The sequence below is a fragment of the Streptomyces sp. NPDC048248 genome (genome assembly GCF_043201875.1).
GTDB lineage: Bacteria > Actinomycetota > Actinomycetes > Streptomycetales > Streptomycetaceae > Streptomyces.
Window position 1 is genome coordinate 210,106 of record NZ_JBICZL010000007.1, and the last position, 13,379, is coordinate 223,484.

The following is a 13,379-nucleotide window of genomic DNA, read 5'->3' on the forward strand; positions in this document are numbered from 1 at the left end:
GTGCTGGCTATATCCAGCAACTGTTCACGCTTCTGGCCGGTTGAACAGTGCTTGAAAAGAGACAGGTTGAGTTGGGAAATTCCGAATCACTCGGAATGGAACGCGACGGGCAGACAGTCGAGACTGTTGGTGACATAGGACGGCTTTCGTCGCGGCTCACCCACCTGCTCGATCCTCGCCACGCTGCGCATCATTTCTTCGAGGAAGACCCCGATCATGACCCTGGCCAGCGGCGCCCCGATGCAGAAATGGCGACCGCCGCCGAAGCTGACATGCCGGTTGGGGCTCCTGTCCAGCTGGAGCTCCATCGGCCGGTCGAACACGCTCTCGTCCCGGTTGAGCGACGACAACCACACGCTCACCGCCTGGCCCGCCTTGATCTCGGCGTCACCGAGAGGCGTGTCGGCGACAGCGGTGCGCATGAGGTGGTTCACCGGCGTCGTCCAGCGCACGAGCTCTTCGATGGCCGACCGGAGCGTGACAGCCCCGGAGCGCAGCGCGGCGAACTGCGCCGGGTTGGCGAGCAGCGCGAGCAGACCGACGCCCAGAACCTGGCGCGTCGTCTCCCCGGCCGCTACGGCCAGGTTGTCGCAGGTCAGGATGATCTCATCGTCGGTGATGTCCAGCCCGTCCGCCTGCGCGAGGACGAACGCCGACACCACGTCGTTCGTCGGTCGCGCCCTGCGCTCCTCGATCACCTCGGCGTAGTAGGCGAGGACCTCGAGGTGCGCCTGCTGCGCGACCGTCCCGTCCAAGTCCGCGATGTTGTCCACGGCTGCTCCGGCGTAGGCGGCGACCCGCTCCACATCCTCGCCCTCGACACCGAGCAGACCGGCGATGACCTGCAGCGGGTACGGCGCCGTGACGTCGTTGACGAAGTCGTGGGGATCGGCGTCGATGACACCACGCAACAGGGACCGCGACACCTCTGTCGCCCTGGCCCGAAACCCGGCGGCCGCCTTGGGGGTGAAGAGCGCGGCCGCCGCCTTTCGGAGCACGTCGTGCCGGGGCGGGTCGGAAAGCGTCATCATCACCCCCGCACCTGGGTACGGGTCGGAGAGGTTGGGTCGCAGGAACGTTCCCCTGGCCGAGCTGAACCGTTTCCAGTCGCTCAGTACTTCCAGGCCTTCCTCATAGGTCGTGACCGCCCAGAACGGGTCGTGATCCGGTTCGTCGTGCCAGGAGACCGGTGATTCTCTGCGTAGTCGTGCCCAGGTCGCATGCGGATCGCCGTGCGAATACAGATGGGGATCGGTCAACCTGGTCATGACGGGGGTAGCCACGTGCCAGCTCCTTCGCGTGGTGAGTGTCAGTCGCTTTCTTCGGTGGAGACCGCAGCGGTCACCGAGAACTCCCTTTGGCGGACCGGTCTGTCCGCACCAGCGCTCCACGACCATCGCCTTGGTCCGCCCGTCGCGTCGCCATCACTTGCGGGCCGAAGGTGCCGGCCGTGTCCTCGAGCGCACGCAGCATCGCGTTCATCAACCGGATGCCGGCACCGCCTGCGACGGCCGGGTGCGATCGCCCCGCACCGTGGGTTGAACCGGTCCCTGCCGGCCTGGAACCGCCGCTGCCAGGGCGATCACTTCCCTAGGATCGTCCGGAAGGCACGGCCATCCCGGTTTCGGTGACCAGCCGGTCGAAGAACGCGGTCCAGTGGCGCCACATCTCCTCGGCGGAGTCGAGGACCGCCCGCTCCTGCTCCGGGGTGAGCCCCGAGAACAGGGCGTTGGTCGCCTGGTCGACGTGGTCGGGTTCCTGTGTGACATGGATGTCGACCCACGCGTTGCGCTCCGTGCCGGACTCCCGCCTCACCGCCTCACCGATCGCAGAGACCATCAGCAGGTCCGTGACCTCGGTGGCGAAGATGCCGCCGAGCGCGGCACAGTGGTCCGCCGAGCACTTCTCGTACCAGTCCACCAGCGCGGCGGTCTCCGCGAACGGCGCGGAACCGGTCACCGTCCGGCGGTCGTAGCCCGCCTTCTCCATGCTGTCGGCATAGATCAACTCGTGGGCGGCCTTGGTCGAGCGGACACCGACCTCCTGCGAAAGAATTCGTGTGATCGCGCTCTTGGACTCGATGTCAGGCAAGACCGAGATGCAGCGCGCGAGGAAGGTCGGGAAGTAATGCAGCGGGTGCCACCACTGGCCCAGGAAGATCCCCACCTGCTCGTGCGAAAGTTCGCGAGCGTGTACCTGCGTGAAGAACTCGTGGTTGGCGAAGGCGCGGTGCGCCTCGGTTCCGACGAGCTGATCGGATATCGATTCAACGATTGCGACAGTCATGAAATTCGTCTCCTTCTCGAGGTCGGCCCGCACCGACCGAGATTCCCGGTAAAGTTCGGAACGGCTCACCCATGTGTTCTCTGACCACACAACCTCGCTGGCCGATGCATTCCATCGATGACGCGGCTGGTGGTCAGGTGCAGGGCTATCGACGGCGAGTCCGCCTCCGACAGAGCAGGGAGCTGTAGGTGCTTCACGCTCTCACCGGCCCGTTTCGGTGAGTTCGATGCAAGCAGGGAGTCGATCGGGACCCATTCCTCGGAATGGCGACGTCCCGCTTCTGCCGACTGATGGTTCGGCACCTCCGCGTCCTTCCCCTACGCTTTGACGGGGAGCTCCCCCGCACCGAGCACCAGTATTGGAGCGTCGGTTGAACCGGGGACAGAAGCATCAGGTTGATCAGATGCAATCACCTCGATTACCCGGTCCCGGGAACTGCGGCCGCGAGAGCCCTGGTCGGACCAGAGGCGCTACAGCCGCGGGAACTTGTCGCCGCCGGGCCGGCAGGACGGTGGCACCGTCACGGTCGCTCACATCGGCCGGGCTGACGCACACCGCCAGGACCGGGGCCGAGCGTGTCCACCAGGAGGTCGCGCTTGATACGCAGGACCGTCGTAGCTTGAGGTAGACGCCCTGCCGCGCGTCGAAGAGGTCTCCGAACAGCTGCTGCTCACCGATTTCGCCGATTGGCCGGGCTGCGCGAGGCCTCACGCGGATCGCACGGCGCCATGGCATCGACACGCGCTGGTGAACTGCGGACACGGCAGCACCGTCCAGCCGGTGGTCCAGGAAGGCTCTATCTCCAGCACGACAACCGGACTTGCCACCGGAACCGGGCGGGCATCGGTGTCCCTGTCGAGGACGATCCGGTGGTCACCGCGGACGGTGACCCGCTGATGTCGTCGACGCTGACGCGCACCGCCGACCAGGTGGAGGAGTGGAGGGAAGGACTCCGCGCCGGACGGCCCCGGCCGGCGGCGCGGTCAGCCCTGGCGGACGTCCAACGGGCGCTGTGGGTGCGGTACCAGCGGCTCTTCGGGGCGGGCCCACAGCGACCGGACGTGGCCGAGGTGGCGGGCCATGCAGGACTCTGCCGCCTCGGCGTCGCCCGTCAGCATCACATCGAGCAGTTCCCCGTGCTCCTCGGCGGAGGGCAGCAGTTGGTTGCGCTCGTCGAGGCGGGTGAGGCCGTAGAGCCGGGAGCGTTTGCGCAGATCGCCGACCGTCTCGACGAGGCGGTCGTTGCCGCTGAGGCCGAGCAGTTCGAGGTGGAAACGTCGGTCGGCCTCCAGATAGCCGATCAGGTCGTGCGCCCGGGCGGCCGCGACGATCTCCAGGGCGACCGGCCGGAGAGCCTCCAGCTGTGCACGATCGGCGGTGCGGGTGATCTGGCCGACCACCGGTACCTCGATCAGGGCACGGATCTCGGTGTACTGGTCCAGGTCGCGCTCACTCACCTCGGTGATCCGGAAGCCCTTGTTGCGGACCGGTTCGACCAGCCCCTCACGGGCGAGGTCGAGCATCGCCTCGCGCACCGGGGTCGCGGAGACACCGAAGTCCGCGGCGAGGCCCGGGGCCGAGTAGACCGACCCGGGGCGGAGCTCTCCCGCGATCAGCGCCGCGCGCAGCTGATGGGCGACCTGATCGCGGAGCCGCTCCTGAGCGGTGACCAGGCTGCGGTGCTTGAGTTCACCCATCGTGCTCCTCCGGGTTGACGCGGAGTGTCAGCGTACAATGTCACGTTGCGCAAACACCCTGGTGGCGGTCAACAGCCGTAGCCACGGCCGGTGTTCACAGCAGAAAACCCCCGGGAAACGGATCGGACGGGTCGAGGAAGTACTGCGCGGTCCCGGTCACCCAGGCTCGTCCGGTGACCGTGGGGACGACTGCCGGGCGCGCGGCGACCGTGGTTTCGCTGACGAGGCGGCCGGTGAACTCCGTGCCGATGAAGGACTCGTTGACGAAGTCCTGATGGAGGGGGAGCTCACCGCGTGCGTGCAGCTGCGCCATCCGCGCGGACGTACCCGTTCCGCACGGAGAGCGGTCGAACCATCCGGGATGGATGGCCATCGCATGCCGGGAGCGGGTGGCGTCCGAGCCCGGTGCGGCGAAGTAGACGTGTTTGAGGCCGCCGATGCGCTCGTCCTCGGGGTGGACCGGCCGGTCGGTGGTGTTCACGGCGTCCATGAGGGCGAGTCCGGCGGCGAGGATGTCGTTCTTACGGGCCCGTTCGAAGGGCAGTCCGACGCTGTCCAGCGGCAGGATCGCGTAAAAGTTCCCGCCGTAGGCGAGGTCGTAGCTGAGGGTGCCGAAGCCCGGGACGGTGACTTTGCGATCGAGTCCGGCGCAGAACGCGGGCACGTTGGTGAGGGTGACGGCCGTGGCCGCACCGTCCCGCACCTGTACCGCGGCGGTCACCAGCCCGGCGGGGGTGTCGAGCCGCACCGTGGTCACGGGCTCCTGGATCTCCACCATGCCGGTCTCGACCAGGACGGTGGCCACGCCGATGGTGCCGTGCCCGCACATCGGGAGGTAGCCGGAGACCTCGATGAACAGTACGCCGTAGTCGGCGTCGGGGCGGGTCGGCGGCTGGAGGATCGCACCGCTCATGGCGGCGTGGCCGCGCGGCTCGTACATCAGGAGCGTACGGATGTCGTCACGGTGGTCCGCGAAGTGCAGCCGGCGCTCGGCCATGGTGGCGCCGGGCAGGGTGCCCACGCCGCTGGTGATGACACGGGTGGGCATGCCCTCGGTGTGGGAGTCGACGGCGTGGAAGACATGACGGGTGCGCATGGGGAGCCCTCTCAGTGGTGGCCGTCGGCGAGGAGCTTTTCGGTGGCGGAGCGGAGTACGGCCGACTGCTCGGCGGTGAGTGGGGAGCGAGGTGGGCGGGTCGGGCCGCCGTGGTGTCCGGCGAGGTCCATGGAGAGCTTGATCGCCTGCACGAATTCGGGCTTGGAGTCCCAGCGCAGCAGCGGGTGCAGGGCGCGGTAGAGGGGCAGCGCGGTGTCGAAGTCGCCCGCGACCGCTGACCGGTAGAGGGTGCCGCAGGCCTCGGGCAGGGCGTTCGGGTAGCCCGCGACCCAGCCGACGGCGCCGGCCAGGGCGAGTTCGAGGAGGACGTCGTCGGCGCCGATCAACAGGTCCAAGTCCGGGGCGACTTCGGCGATCTCGTAGGCCCTGCGGACGTCGCCGCTGAACTCCTTGACGGCGACGATGCTGCCGTCTGCGTGCAGCTCGGCGAGAAGACCCGGGGTGAGGTCGACCTTGGTGTCGAAGGGGTTGTTGTAGGCGACGACGGGCAGTCCGGCCGCCGCCACCTCGGCGAAGTGGGCGCGGACCGAAGCGGGGTCGGCCCGGTAGCCGTTGGGCGGCAACAGCAGTACGGAACCGGCGCCCGCCTCGGCGGCCTGCTCGGCCCAGCGTCGCGACGCTGCGCTGCCGTAGGCGGAGACACCGGGCATCACTCGGTCGCCGTCACCTGTGGCGTCCACGGCGGTGCGGACGACCCGCGCCCGCTCGTCGTCCGTCAGCGTTTGGTACTCGCCGAGGGAGCCGTTGGGGACCACGCCGTCACAGCCGGCGGCGATGAGCCGGGCGACCTGGGTGGCGTAGGCGTCGTAGTCGACGGAGAGCTCTTTGCGGAAGGAGCGGAAGGGGAGGGTGGTGGCGACCATGATGCCGTGCCAGGGGCGGGTACGCGTGACCATGCGAAGTCTCCTTCTATGAGGTGTGACATTTTATTGAGTGCCCTGGCGGCTTGCCAAGGTTGTCGGAATCCGAACTACCCCTGTTCGCGGGCGAGTTCGGCCAGAGTGACGGGGCAGGCGAGCGGTCTGCGGTCGGCCGAGGGCCCGTCCTCGCCTGCCAGGCGAGCCACGGCGGGGGCGCACATCCGCCCCTGACACCAGCCCATTCCGGCCCGGGTGAGCAGTTTGACGGTGCGGGTGTCGCGGGCGCCGAGACCGGCGACGGCCTCCTGGATCCGCCCCGCCGTGACCTCCTCGCAGCGGCAGACGTCGGTGTCCTCACGCAGCCAGCCGGTCCAGCCGGGGCGCGGCGCATGGGCGGCGGCCATGGTCCGGGCGAATCTGCGCAGCCGGTCACGACGCCTCCGCAGCGTGCGGCCCGTGGTCTTGTGCGCAATGTCGTGGGCCGCCAACTCGCCCTCCAGGAAGGCGAGATCCGCACCTCCCACGCCGCCCGCCTCACCGGCGGCCCAGACTCCGTCGACCGTGGTCCGCTGCCGGTCGTCGAGGACCAGCGCACAGGTGCCGTCCGGGGTGCGGCGGGTGGCGCATCCCAGGCCGGTGGCCAGCTCCAGTTGCGGCACGAGACCGTGCCCGACGGCGAGCGCATCACAGGGGATGCGCAGTCCGGTTCCGGCCAGAGGGCTCCAGTTCCCGTCGAGCCGGGTCAGGGTGACGGCCTCCACCCGGTCGGTGCCGTGCACCGCGGTGATCGCACTACGGAAACGGATGCGCACACCGTGGCGGAGCAGGGTGGCCGTGTGACCGGCCCCTTCGGCGAGCTTGCGGGGGTTGGCGACCAGCGTGCGCGGGGCCCGGGCGTAGCAGGCGTAGCCGCTCGCCTCGGCGACGACCGGCACCGTGGCGCCGGCCGCCGCGAGCGATCCGGCAACGGCGAGCAGCAGCGGCCCGCTGCCCGCGACCACGATCCGCCGACCCGGCAGCACCAGTCCCGCCTTGAGCATGGCCTGCGCGCCGCCCGCTCCCACGACCCCTGGCAAGGTCCAGCCGGGGAAAGGAAGTTGACGCTCGTGGGCACCGGTGGCGAGAAGCACCGTCCGCGCGGTCACCTCGGTGCGTCCCTGCGCGCCGTCGGGCCCGGCGACCGCGTGCACGGTCCAGTGCGCATCGTCGCGGGTGACGGACCAGACATGGTGTTCGGGGAAGTGCTGGACCCGGCCTGCGGTGATCTGCTCGCCCAGCCGGGCGGCGCGCCGCGCGTACGCGCCCCAGGAGTGGTGCAGGGCTTCCGGGCGGGCCGCGCCGAGCCCGGGGGCAGGCTGCCGGTAGAACTGTCCGCCGGGCCGGGTCGCCGCGTCCACGAGCGCCACGCGCAACCCGAAGCCGGCCGCGGTGACGGCGGCGGCGAGCCCGGCCGGCCCGGCGCCGATGACGGCGAGGTCGTGGGTGTCAGACGGCGAGATCGGCACGCCCGTGTCCCTCCTGGGTGGTGATCTCATCCCCGGGCCGTGCCGGCACCAGGCAGGCCCGTTGGTTGGGTTGGCCGTTGACGGTGGCCAGACAGTCGAAGCAGGAGCCGATGCCGCAGAAGGCCCCGCGCGGCCGGCCGTCGCGCCGCGTGGTCCGCCAGGACAGCACACCGGCCGCCCAGAGCGCGGCGGCGATGCTCTGACCGGGCAGTGCGGTCAGTGACCGCCCGTCGAGACGTACCTCGAACGCCGGTCCCGGTGCGGACCGTACGAGGTCGGCGGGGGTGCGGCGAACGGTCATTGTGGGCTCCTCACTGTCGTGGCTTGGCAGTTGTGAGTGCGGTAACGGGGCTGTCACCAGGGGGGATGGCCAGGTGTCCTGGCGCTGGCCGGCTCGGTGCTGCCGCTCCCTGCCCCCGGTCCGACCCCGCTCACCCCTTCTCAGCCCCGTCGACGAAACGATCCGGACGGAACGGCCGCGCATCCAGCGGGCTGGGTGCCCCCGTCAGCGCGGCAGCGATCAGCCGGCCCGTGCCCGGGGCGAGACCGATGCCCGCGCCCTCGTGGCCGCAGGCGTGCAGCAGGCCCGGGAGGCGCGGGTCGGGGCCGATTGCCGGGAGGTGGTCCGGAAGGTAGGGGCGGAATCCTTGGTAGGTACGCATGACCCGGACTCGCGCCAGTACGGGGAACAGGGCCGCGGCCTGGGCGGCGAGCCGGCGGAGCACCTCGACCGAGAGCGTACGGTCGAAGCCGACGCGTTCACGGCTGGCACCGATCAGTACCGGCCCCGCCGCAGTGCCCTCGACGACCGCGGAGGTCTGCAGCGCGGCCGATCCGCTGGCCACATCGGCGACATAGTCCGCGGCATAGACCTTGTGGCGTACGACACGCGGCAGCGGCTCGGTGACCAGCACATATCCCCGGCGGGGCAGGACGGGGACGGTCACCCCCGCGAGTGAGGCCAGCCGACCGGCCCAGGTGCCGGTGGCGTTCACGACCGCGGGGGCCAGGAGATCGCCCCGCGGGGTGCGGACGCCCCGTACGGCTCCGTCCGGCCCTCGCAGTACGGCCGTGACCTCGGCGCCCAGGTGCAGTCGGGCTCCGGAGGCGCGCAGCAAATGGGCGGCGGCCAGAGCCGGTTGGACCTGTGCATCCTGCGGGTAGAGGACGCCTCCGGCGAGGTCCGGGGCCAGATGGGGCTCGACGTCCCGCAGCCGGTCGGCGGAGAGACAGGTGCTCCGCACGCCCACCCTGCCCTGCGCAGCGCGGAACGCGCGCAGGGACGTCATACCGGCCTCATCGGAGGCGACGACCAGGCCGCCCTTCGTCTCGTACTCGATCTCAGGCGGGAGTAAGGCGGCGAGTTCGCGCCACAGCCGGGTGGAGTACAGCGCGAGATCGAGTTCGGGGCCCGGTTCCTTGTCGGAGACGAGCAGATTCCCCTCACCGGCGCCGGTGGTGCCGCCCGCGACGGATCCGCGGTCGACGACGGCGACGGAGAGGCCGGACCGGCCGGCATAGTAGGCGCAGGCGGCTCCGACCACTCCGGCCCCGACGATGACGACATCCGGAGCATCCAGGGGCTGTCCGTGTCTCGTGGGCACGCGCAGTAATATGTCACACAACACAGGCTCTGAAAAGGGCACTTGGCGGGTCTCCATGAACGGCATAGGCACCGGAGCGCTGGGCGCTTGCACGCGCGCAGATGCAGCGCGTTAGTGATCCGTTAGCAGAACGCCAAACCGTTCTTCGAAACTTACTGCCGACAGAGCGGGTGCCTGGCGCCCTGTCCGGTTGACGCAGTCCGATCTACGGGGGAGCCCCACCAATGCGCAAGAGCCTCATCCGCACGACCACCCTGGCCGCCATGGCGGTTGCCACCGTTCTGTCGCTCAGCGCCTGCGAGGGAGGGTCCGACTCGGCCGATGCTTCGTCCTCGCCCGGCGCGGCGCAGTCCGCAGACAAGGGACAGAAGACCGACGGAGGCGCGGACAACGCCGGGGGCTCCGGCTCCAACGGCACCTCGGCAGGGGCGAAGACCGGCGGCTCGGGCGGCAGTGCGTCAGGCAAGGGCGGTAGCGGGTCCGACGCCGGTGGCGGCGGGGGCAATGACAAGGGCGGGTACGGGCAGGTCTGCGGCACCGACGACCTGACGTGGAGCACCAAGTCCGAGACTCAGGCCGGGGGCTACATCCTCATCTCGGTGAAGGCCAAGCCGGGTATCACCTGCACGCTCCCTGCTGCGCTTCCGGGCGTGGCGTTCGGGTCCGACGGCACCGAAGCGGGGCCTGCCGAGCAGGCCGTCGGTGAGCAGGTGAAGCTGAGTGGTGCCGCCACCGCCTATGCCGGGGTGAACCCCAAGACCACCAACACCGACAACGGCAAGGAGCTGACCGAGATCATCGCCTTCGTGAGCAAGGACGACCAGAGCGACCCGGTCAGTCTGAACACCGGCAGCATCACCGTCGACAAGCCGATCGTCACCAACTGGCACACCGCGCCCCAGGACGCCGTCCCCGGGGACGGCGTGGACAGCCACTGACCAACGCGGCGCCCGGAGCAGGGAAACACATGCGGGCCCTTCGCCCGCCAGGCGTGGATACCTCCGTCCCGGGCGTACGCCAACCGTACGGCCAGGTCGACGTCGACCTGGCCGTACGCCGTTACGGATCGGCGTCGGTAGGGCTGGGTCGGGCCCGGAGGCAGTGCGGCCCCGGTCGGTTGTCGAGGCGCACGATGCCTCCCGCGTCGCCGCACCACCTTCCAACGCGCCGCTGTGCCACGCCCCGATCCGGACCGCATGATGCCGCCAGGACCCGCCGGGTGAGACTGCGTTTCGGCCGGATGCGTGCTGCAGCCGGATCGCCATAACCAAGTGAGTGGCCGGGTCCCTGATGAACTCGAAGTCGGTCGACGGCTACCTCGGAGTAGCCGACAAGTTGTGATCCAGGTCACGATCCGCCCTGGCGTGGCCTGGCCCTCGATGTCCACGGAGCGTCCCGCCCCGCAAAGTCGCTGCTCACGGCCCGTATTTGACCCATCGCTTTCTGTCTACTGGCCGGTAGGGGATGCAAGGTGAGCGGACGCGCGTCGTTTCCGGTTGCGTTGGGTCGAAATTTCTCCGAGGTGACTTCCACGTTTGCCTACCCCTGACCGCTTAGCTGTTCTTCGAGGACAACGAAGTCCTCCGGCACACAACCCAGTTGGGGCCCAGGGGGTGGGGCGGTGCCGACGACGGGAAGGAATCGTCTCTTGTTCGATCTGCTGACCGGCGCGCTGGTGACAGCCACCGCTGTGCGCGTTTTCGCCCCCGACGCCGTGCGTCTGGCCAGACGAGGACTTGCTGTGGGCGTCCGAGTGGGAGCCGCCTCGCTGGCTGAACGACGTCGCACGGGTGGTCTGCCCAGCCGGCGCCTTGAGGTGGCGCCCCCGCTGACCGGCGAGGAGGAGGTATGACCGAGAACGAGGAAAGGACAGGCTGGATGGCGCCGGCGCCAGGCGTGCGCGAATCACAGCGGATCCCGGTGGCTTTCTGGGGTTTCCACGACCGCTTCAAGCGGGCCTACCGCAAATACGCAGAGCTGCATCTGGGTGACGAAAGGCTCGCCGGCCGAGTCGTTCACACCGTCTTCCTCAACCTCCTGCGGGGCTGGCCCCGCCTGATGGAAGAGGCCAGCCCCGCCGCCAGCGCCTGGGCACACCTGAAGGAGGCGGTCGACGACGTCCTCATCGCCCAGGGCCGGGACTCCGCCATGGCGGAGACGGCCGTCTTCCACCGCGTCGCCCGCGCGGTACTGGAAGACGCCAGGGACGAGTTCGCCGCCATGGAGAGCAGCGTCGGGCTGTATCCCGCGATCGCCCGCCTGCCCGGACGGCAGTTCGACGTGATGGTGCTGCACTACGTCCTCGGCTGCACCACGGCCAAAACCGCCGCCATCATGGGAATCACCGAGGCCACGGTGCGCTCCCACCGCCTCCACGCCCGCAATCGGATCGGCCGCGAACTGGGTCTTGCCCCCGAACCCGAACACCCCGAGGACTGAGGAGTATCGCCATGCAGCCGCCGCGCACTTTGGATGACCTCCTGCACGATGCCCGAATCTTCCCCGATGACGACCTCGACGACGGGGAAGAGGAAAGGGCCTCCCGTCGCCGCCTGGAGGAAGACTTCACCCACGCCGTCCGGATCGGCGCTGCCCGGGGCGGCTACCCGCAGCCCGCGGTCCTCCCGCCGACGCCTTTCGCCGCCCACGGGCACCCCGCCCCGGCATCCCGCAGGGAACGGGCGGCCCGCCAGCTGCGGGCGCTGTCGACCTGGACCATCCGCGGCCCCCACGCCGCACAGCACATCGCCGGCCTCGCCACCACGCATCAGATCGACCCCGATGGAGCCATGGCCTTCGCCTGCCTGCTGCACCTGGCCGACCGTGACGAACTGGCCGAGTTCCTCTGGCAGTTCGCCGCGGGCGCCGGCAAGCCGGCCTCCGCGGAATGCCTGTACCTGCTGCACCTCACCCGCGGTGAGCTGCGCCACGCCCGGCACTGGGAGCGCCAGGCGGCAGACCTGGAGTCGGCCGCTGCCGATCCGCACCGCCCCAGCCCCCCTCCGCCGTCAACCAGGGAGCCCGAGCCCCTGACCTCCCTCATGCTCCTGCGCGCCCTGCAGATCCTCAGACGTCAGGAACCCGCCACCGAACGCTGGACCACGGCCACCTTCCACACCCGCGCCGGGACTCTCTCCCGGTCCCTGGCCGCCGCCGTCCAGGGCCTCACCACCGAACCGAGCGCCGAGGTCGAGGCCTTGCCCTGGCCCGACCTCGCTCTCGCCGACCGGCTCCACGAGTGCCGCACCGTGTGAGTCCACTCCCGTGTCAACGGGGCACCAAGGGCCTCAGGGTGGAGGGAGTGGCCCTTGCGGAGCCTTCTGGAACTGGACCGTGGTGCCCTAGCACCGACGGCCTCAGGCGGGTGACGCTCCGGGCCGGCGGATCGTCAACTACCGGTATCCCAGAGGAGATTCGGCCATGGGAGGAGCAGGCGCATTCCGGCCGAACAAGGTATGGCGTGCACATGGCACGTATACGATCTGATGCCCCCCTAGGGAGAAGGGCACCCCCCCATGAACGCGAAATTCGCCAGAAAATCCCCCCGCCGCATCCTCCTCGTCCTCGGCAGTGTGGCGGCGATGACCGTACCCGCCGCGACCGCCGGCGCAGCCGCCGGGAAGGCACCCCACGTCGCCGGTCACGCGAGCCCGCGCGGCGGGTGCGTGGTGGCGTACTTCGACCTCGGCGAGACGTTGGTGCACACCGCTGAGGACAACAGCGTGCGCTACATGCCGCAAGCCGCAGCGCACTTGCGCGCGCTGCGTGCCCGTCACATCCCCGTCGGCCTCATCACGAACGTGCCGTCCTCCTGGGGGGCCACCGATGCCGAGCGTGCGGCGAAGCTGAAGGAGGCGGTCGATCAGGACTGGAAGGACGCGACGCCGTTCGCGTGGGCCGACTTCGGCGACCGCATCTTCACTCCCCGGACCGAGGCGGAACGCAAGCCCGCGCCCGCTCTGTGGGAGCGCGCGAAGAAGGCCGCCGGCGGCTGCCAGGTGGTGTACGAAGCGGAGACGGCTGAAGAGGTAACTGCGGGCGGCTCGCTCGGATACGTGGCCTACCGGACGGGTCGGGAGGGCTGGCCCGCCTACCTTCCCGCCCCGTTCATCGCCGCGCTCGCCCAGCTGCCCGGTACGACCGCGCCGGCCCGGCCGTCCGAGCCTCAACGACGGTAGCCAGGGCAGGTAAGGCCCTCGGGCTCAGCGATCGCAGGTCTCGCGTCATCGGGCATGTGGGGCGACGCCCGTACGGTGGGTGGGGCCGGGCGGCGAGAAGTCGTGGCCGTCCTGCCTCACCGGGCAGCGAGC

General features: G+C 69.9%; 13 protein-coding genes. 5 read left to right on the forward strand and 8 right to left on the reverse strand.

Features of this window, described 5'->3' with window-relative positions:
• Positions 1–86: 86 nt before the first annotated feature.
• From ACGFZW_RS16800 to ACGFZW_RS16835, 8 genes are all read right to left on the reverse strand, one after another.
• Positions 87–1,283 (reverse strand): cytochrome P450, encoded by a 1,197-nt coding sequence (locus tag ACGFZW_RS16800; RefSeq protein ID WP_393893869.1) that lies wholly within the window; start codon positions 1,281–1,283, stop codon positions 87–89.
• A 307-nt stretch (positions 1,284–1,590) separates the two neighbouring features.
• On the reverse strand, positions 1,591–2,286 hold the full coding sequence (locus ACGFZW_RS16805; protein WP_393893870.1) for a TenA family transcriptional regulator: 696 nt from the start codon (positions 2,284–2,286) through the stop codon (positions 1,591–1,593).
• Between the two features lie 983 nt (positions 2,287–3,269).
• A complete protein-coding gene (locus tag ACGFZW_RS16810) occupies positions 3,270–3,983 on the reverse strand; it encodes a GntR family transcriptional regulator (protein ID WP_393893871.1) in 714 nt (237 codons plus the stop codon).
• 94 nt (positions 3,984–4,077) lie between these two features.
• Positions 4,078–5,079, reverse strand: a complete 1,002-nt coding sequence (locus ACGFZW_RS16815) for a proline racemase family protein (RefSeq protein ID WP_393893872.1) — start codon at positions 5,077–5,079, stop codon at positions 4,078–4,080.
• An 11-nt stretch (positions 5,080–5,090) separates the two neighbouring features.
• On the reverse strand, positions 5,091–5,996 hold the full coding sequence (locus ACGFZW_RS16820; RefSeq protein WP_393893873.1) for a dihydrodipicolinate synthase family protein: 906 nt from the start codon (positions 5,994–5,996) through the stop codon (positions 5,091–5,093).
• A 74-nt stretch (positions 5,997–6,070) separates the two neighbouring features.
• Positions 6,071–7,465: an NAD(P)/FAD-dependent oxidoreductase gene (locus ACGFZW_RS16825; RefSeq protein ID WP_393893874.1), complete on the reverse strand. Its 1,395-nt coding sequence runs from the start codon at positions 7,463–7,465 to the stop codon at positions 6,071–6,073.
• Positions 7,446–7,766 (reverse strand): (2Fe-2S)-binding protein, encoded by a 321-nt coding sequence (locus ACGFZW_RS16830; RefSeq protein ID WP_393893875.1) that lies wholly within the window; start codon positions 7,764–7,766, stop codon positions 7,446–7,448. Before ACGFZW_RS16830 ends, ACGFZW_RS16825 begins: the two co-directional genes overlap by 20 nt.
• A gap of 130 nt (positions 7,767–7,896) precedes the next feature.
• Positions 7,897–9,069 (reverse strand): NAD(P)/FAD-dependent oxidoreductase, encoded by a 1,173-nt coding sequence (locus ACGFZW_RS16835; protein ID WP_393893876.1) that lies wholly within the window; start codon positions 9,067–9,069, stop codon positions 7,897–7,899.
• Between the two features lie 224 nt (positions 9,070–9,293).
• Between ACGFZW_RS16835 and ACGFZW_RS16840 the strand changes: the two genes are divergently transcribed.
• The 5 genes from ACGFZW_RS16840 (at position 9,294) to ACGFZW_RS16860 (ending at position 13,247) form a co-directional block, all read left to right on the forward strand.
• Positions 9,294–10,007 carry a DUF4232 domain-containing protein gene (locus tag ACGFZW_RS16840; protein ID WP_393893877.1) on the forward strand — a complete coding sequence of 238 codons (714 nt, stop codon included), beginning with the start codon at positions 9,294–9,296 and terminating at the stop codon, positions 10,005–10,007.
• A 710-nt stretch (positions 10,008–10,717) separates the two neighbouring features.
• Entirely contained in the window at positions 10,718–10,921 is a 204-nt protein-coding gene (locus ACGFZW_RS16845; protein ID WP_393893878.1) for a hypothetical protein, read from the forward strand.
• Positions 10,918–11,508 carry a sigma-70 family RNA polymerase sigma factor gene (locus ACGFZW_RS16850; protein ID WP_393893879.1) on the forward strand — a complete coding sequence of 197 codons (591 nt, stop codon included), beginning with the start codon at positions 10,918–10,920 and terminating at the stop codon, positions 11,506–11,508. Before ACGFZW_RS16845 ends, ACGFZW_RS16850 begins: the two co-directional genes overlap by 4 nt.
• Before the next feature lie 11 nt (positions 11,509–11,519).
• The gene (locus ACGFZW_RS16855) at positions 11,520–12,323 is read left to right on the forward strand and encodes a hypothetical protein (protein ID WP_393893880.1); all 804 of its coding nucleotides are present in this window, start codon (positions 11,520–11,522) and stop codon (positions 12,321–12,323) included.
• Positions 12,324–12,584: 261 nt separating this feature from the next.
• Positions 12,585–13,247 carry a hypothetical protein gene (locus ACGFZW_RS16860; RefSeq protein WP_393893881.1) on the forward strand — a complete coding sequence of 221 codons (663 nt, stop codon included), beginning with the start codon at positions 12,585–12,587 and terminating at the stop codon, positions 13,245–13,247.
• Positions 13,248–13,379 lie beyond the last annotated feature (132 nt).

Excerpts from the sequence above, each read along its gene's own strand:
- ACGFZW_RS16830 (WP_393893875.1), bottom strand. The coding sequence starts at position 7,766 with ATGACCGTTCGCCGCACCCCCGCCGACCTCGTACGGTCCGCACCGGGA.
- ACGFZW_RS16820 (WP_393893873.1), bottom strand. The coding sequence starts at position 5,996 with ATGGTCACGCGTACCCGCCCCTGGCACGGCATCATGGTCGCCACCACC.
- ACGFZW_RS16850 (WP_393893879.1), top strand. The coding sequence starts at position 10,918 with ATGACCGAGAACGAGGAAAGGACAGGCTGGATGGCGCCGGCGCCAGGC.
- ACGFZW_RS16815 (WP_393893872.1), bottom strand. The coding sequence starts at position 5,079 with ATGCGCACCCGTCATGTCTTCCACGCCGTCGACTCCCACACCGAGGGC.
- ACGFZW_RS16840 (WP_393893877.1), top strand. The coding sequence starts at position 9,294 with ATGCGCAAGAGCCTCATCCGCACGACCACCCTGGCCGCCATGGCGGTT.
- ACGFZW_RS16810 (WP_393893871.1), bottom strand. The coding sequence starts at position 3,983 with ATGGGTGAACTCAAGCACCGCAGCCTGGTCACCGCTCAGGAGCGGCTC.
- ACGFZW_RS16855 (WP_393893880.1), top strand. The coding sequence starts at position 11,520 with ATGCAGCCGCCGCGCACTTTGGATGACCTCCTGCACGATGCCCGAATC.
- ACGFZW_RS16805 (WP_393893870.1), bottom strand. The coding sequence starts at position 2,286 with ATGACTGTCGCAATCGTTGAATCGATATCCGATCAGCTCGTCGGAACC.
- ACGFZW_RS16860 (WP_393893881.1), top strand. The coding sequence starts at position 12,585 with ATGAACGCGAAATTCGCCAGAAAATCCCCCCGCCGCATCCTCCTCGTC.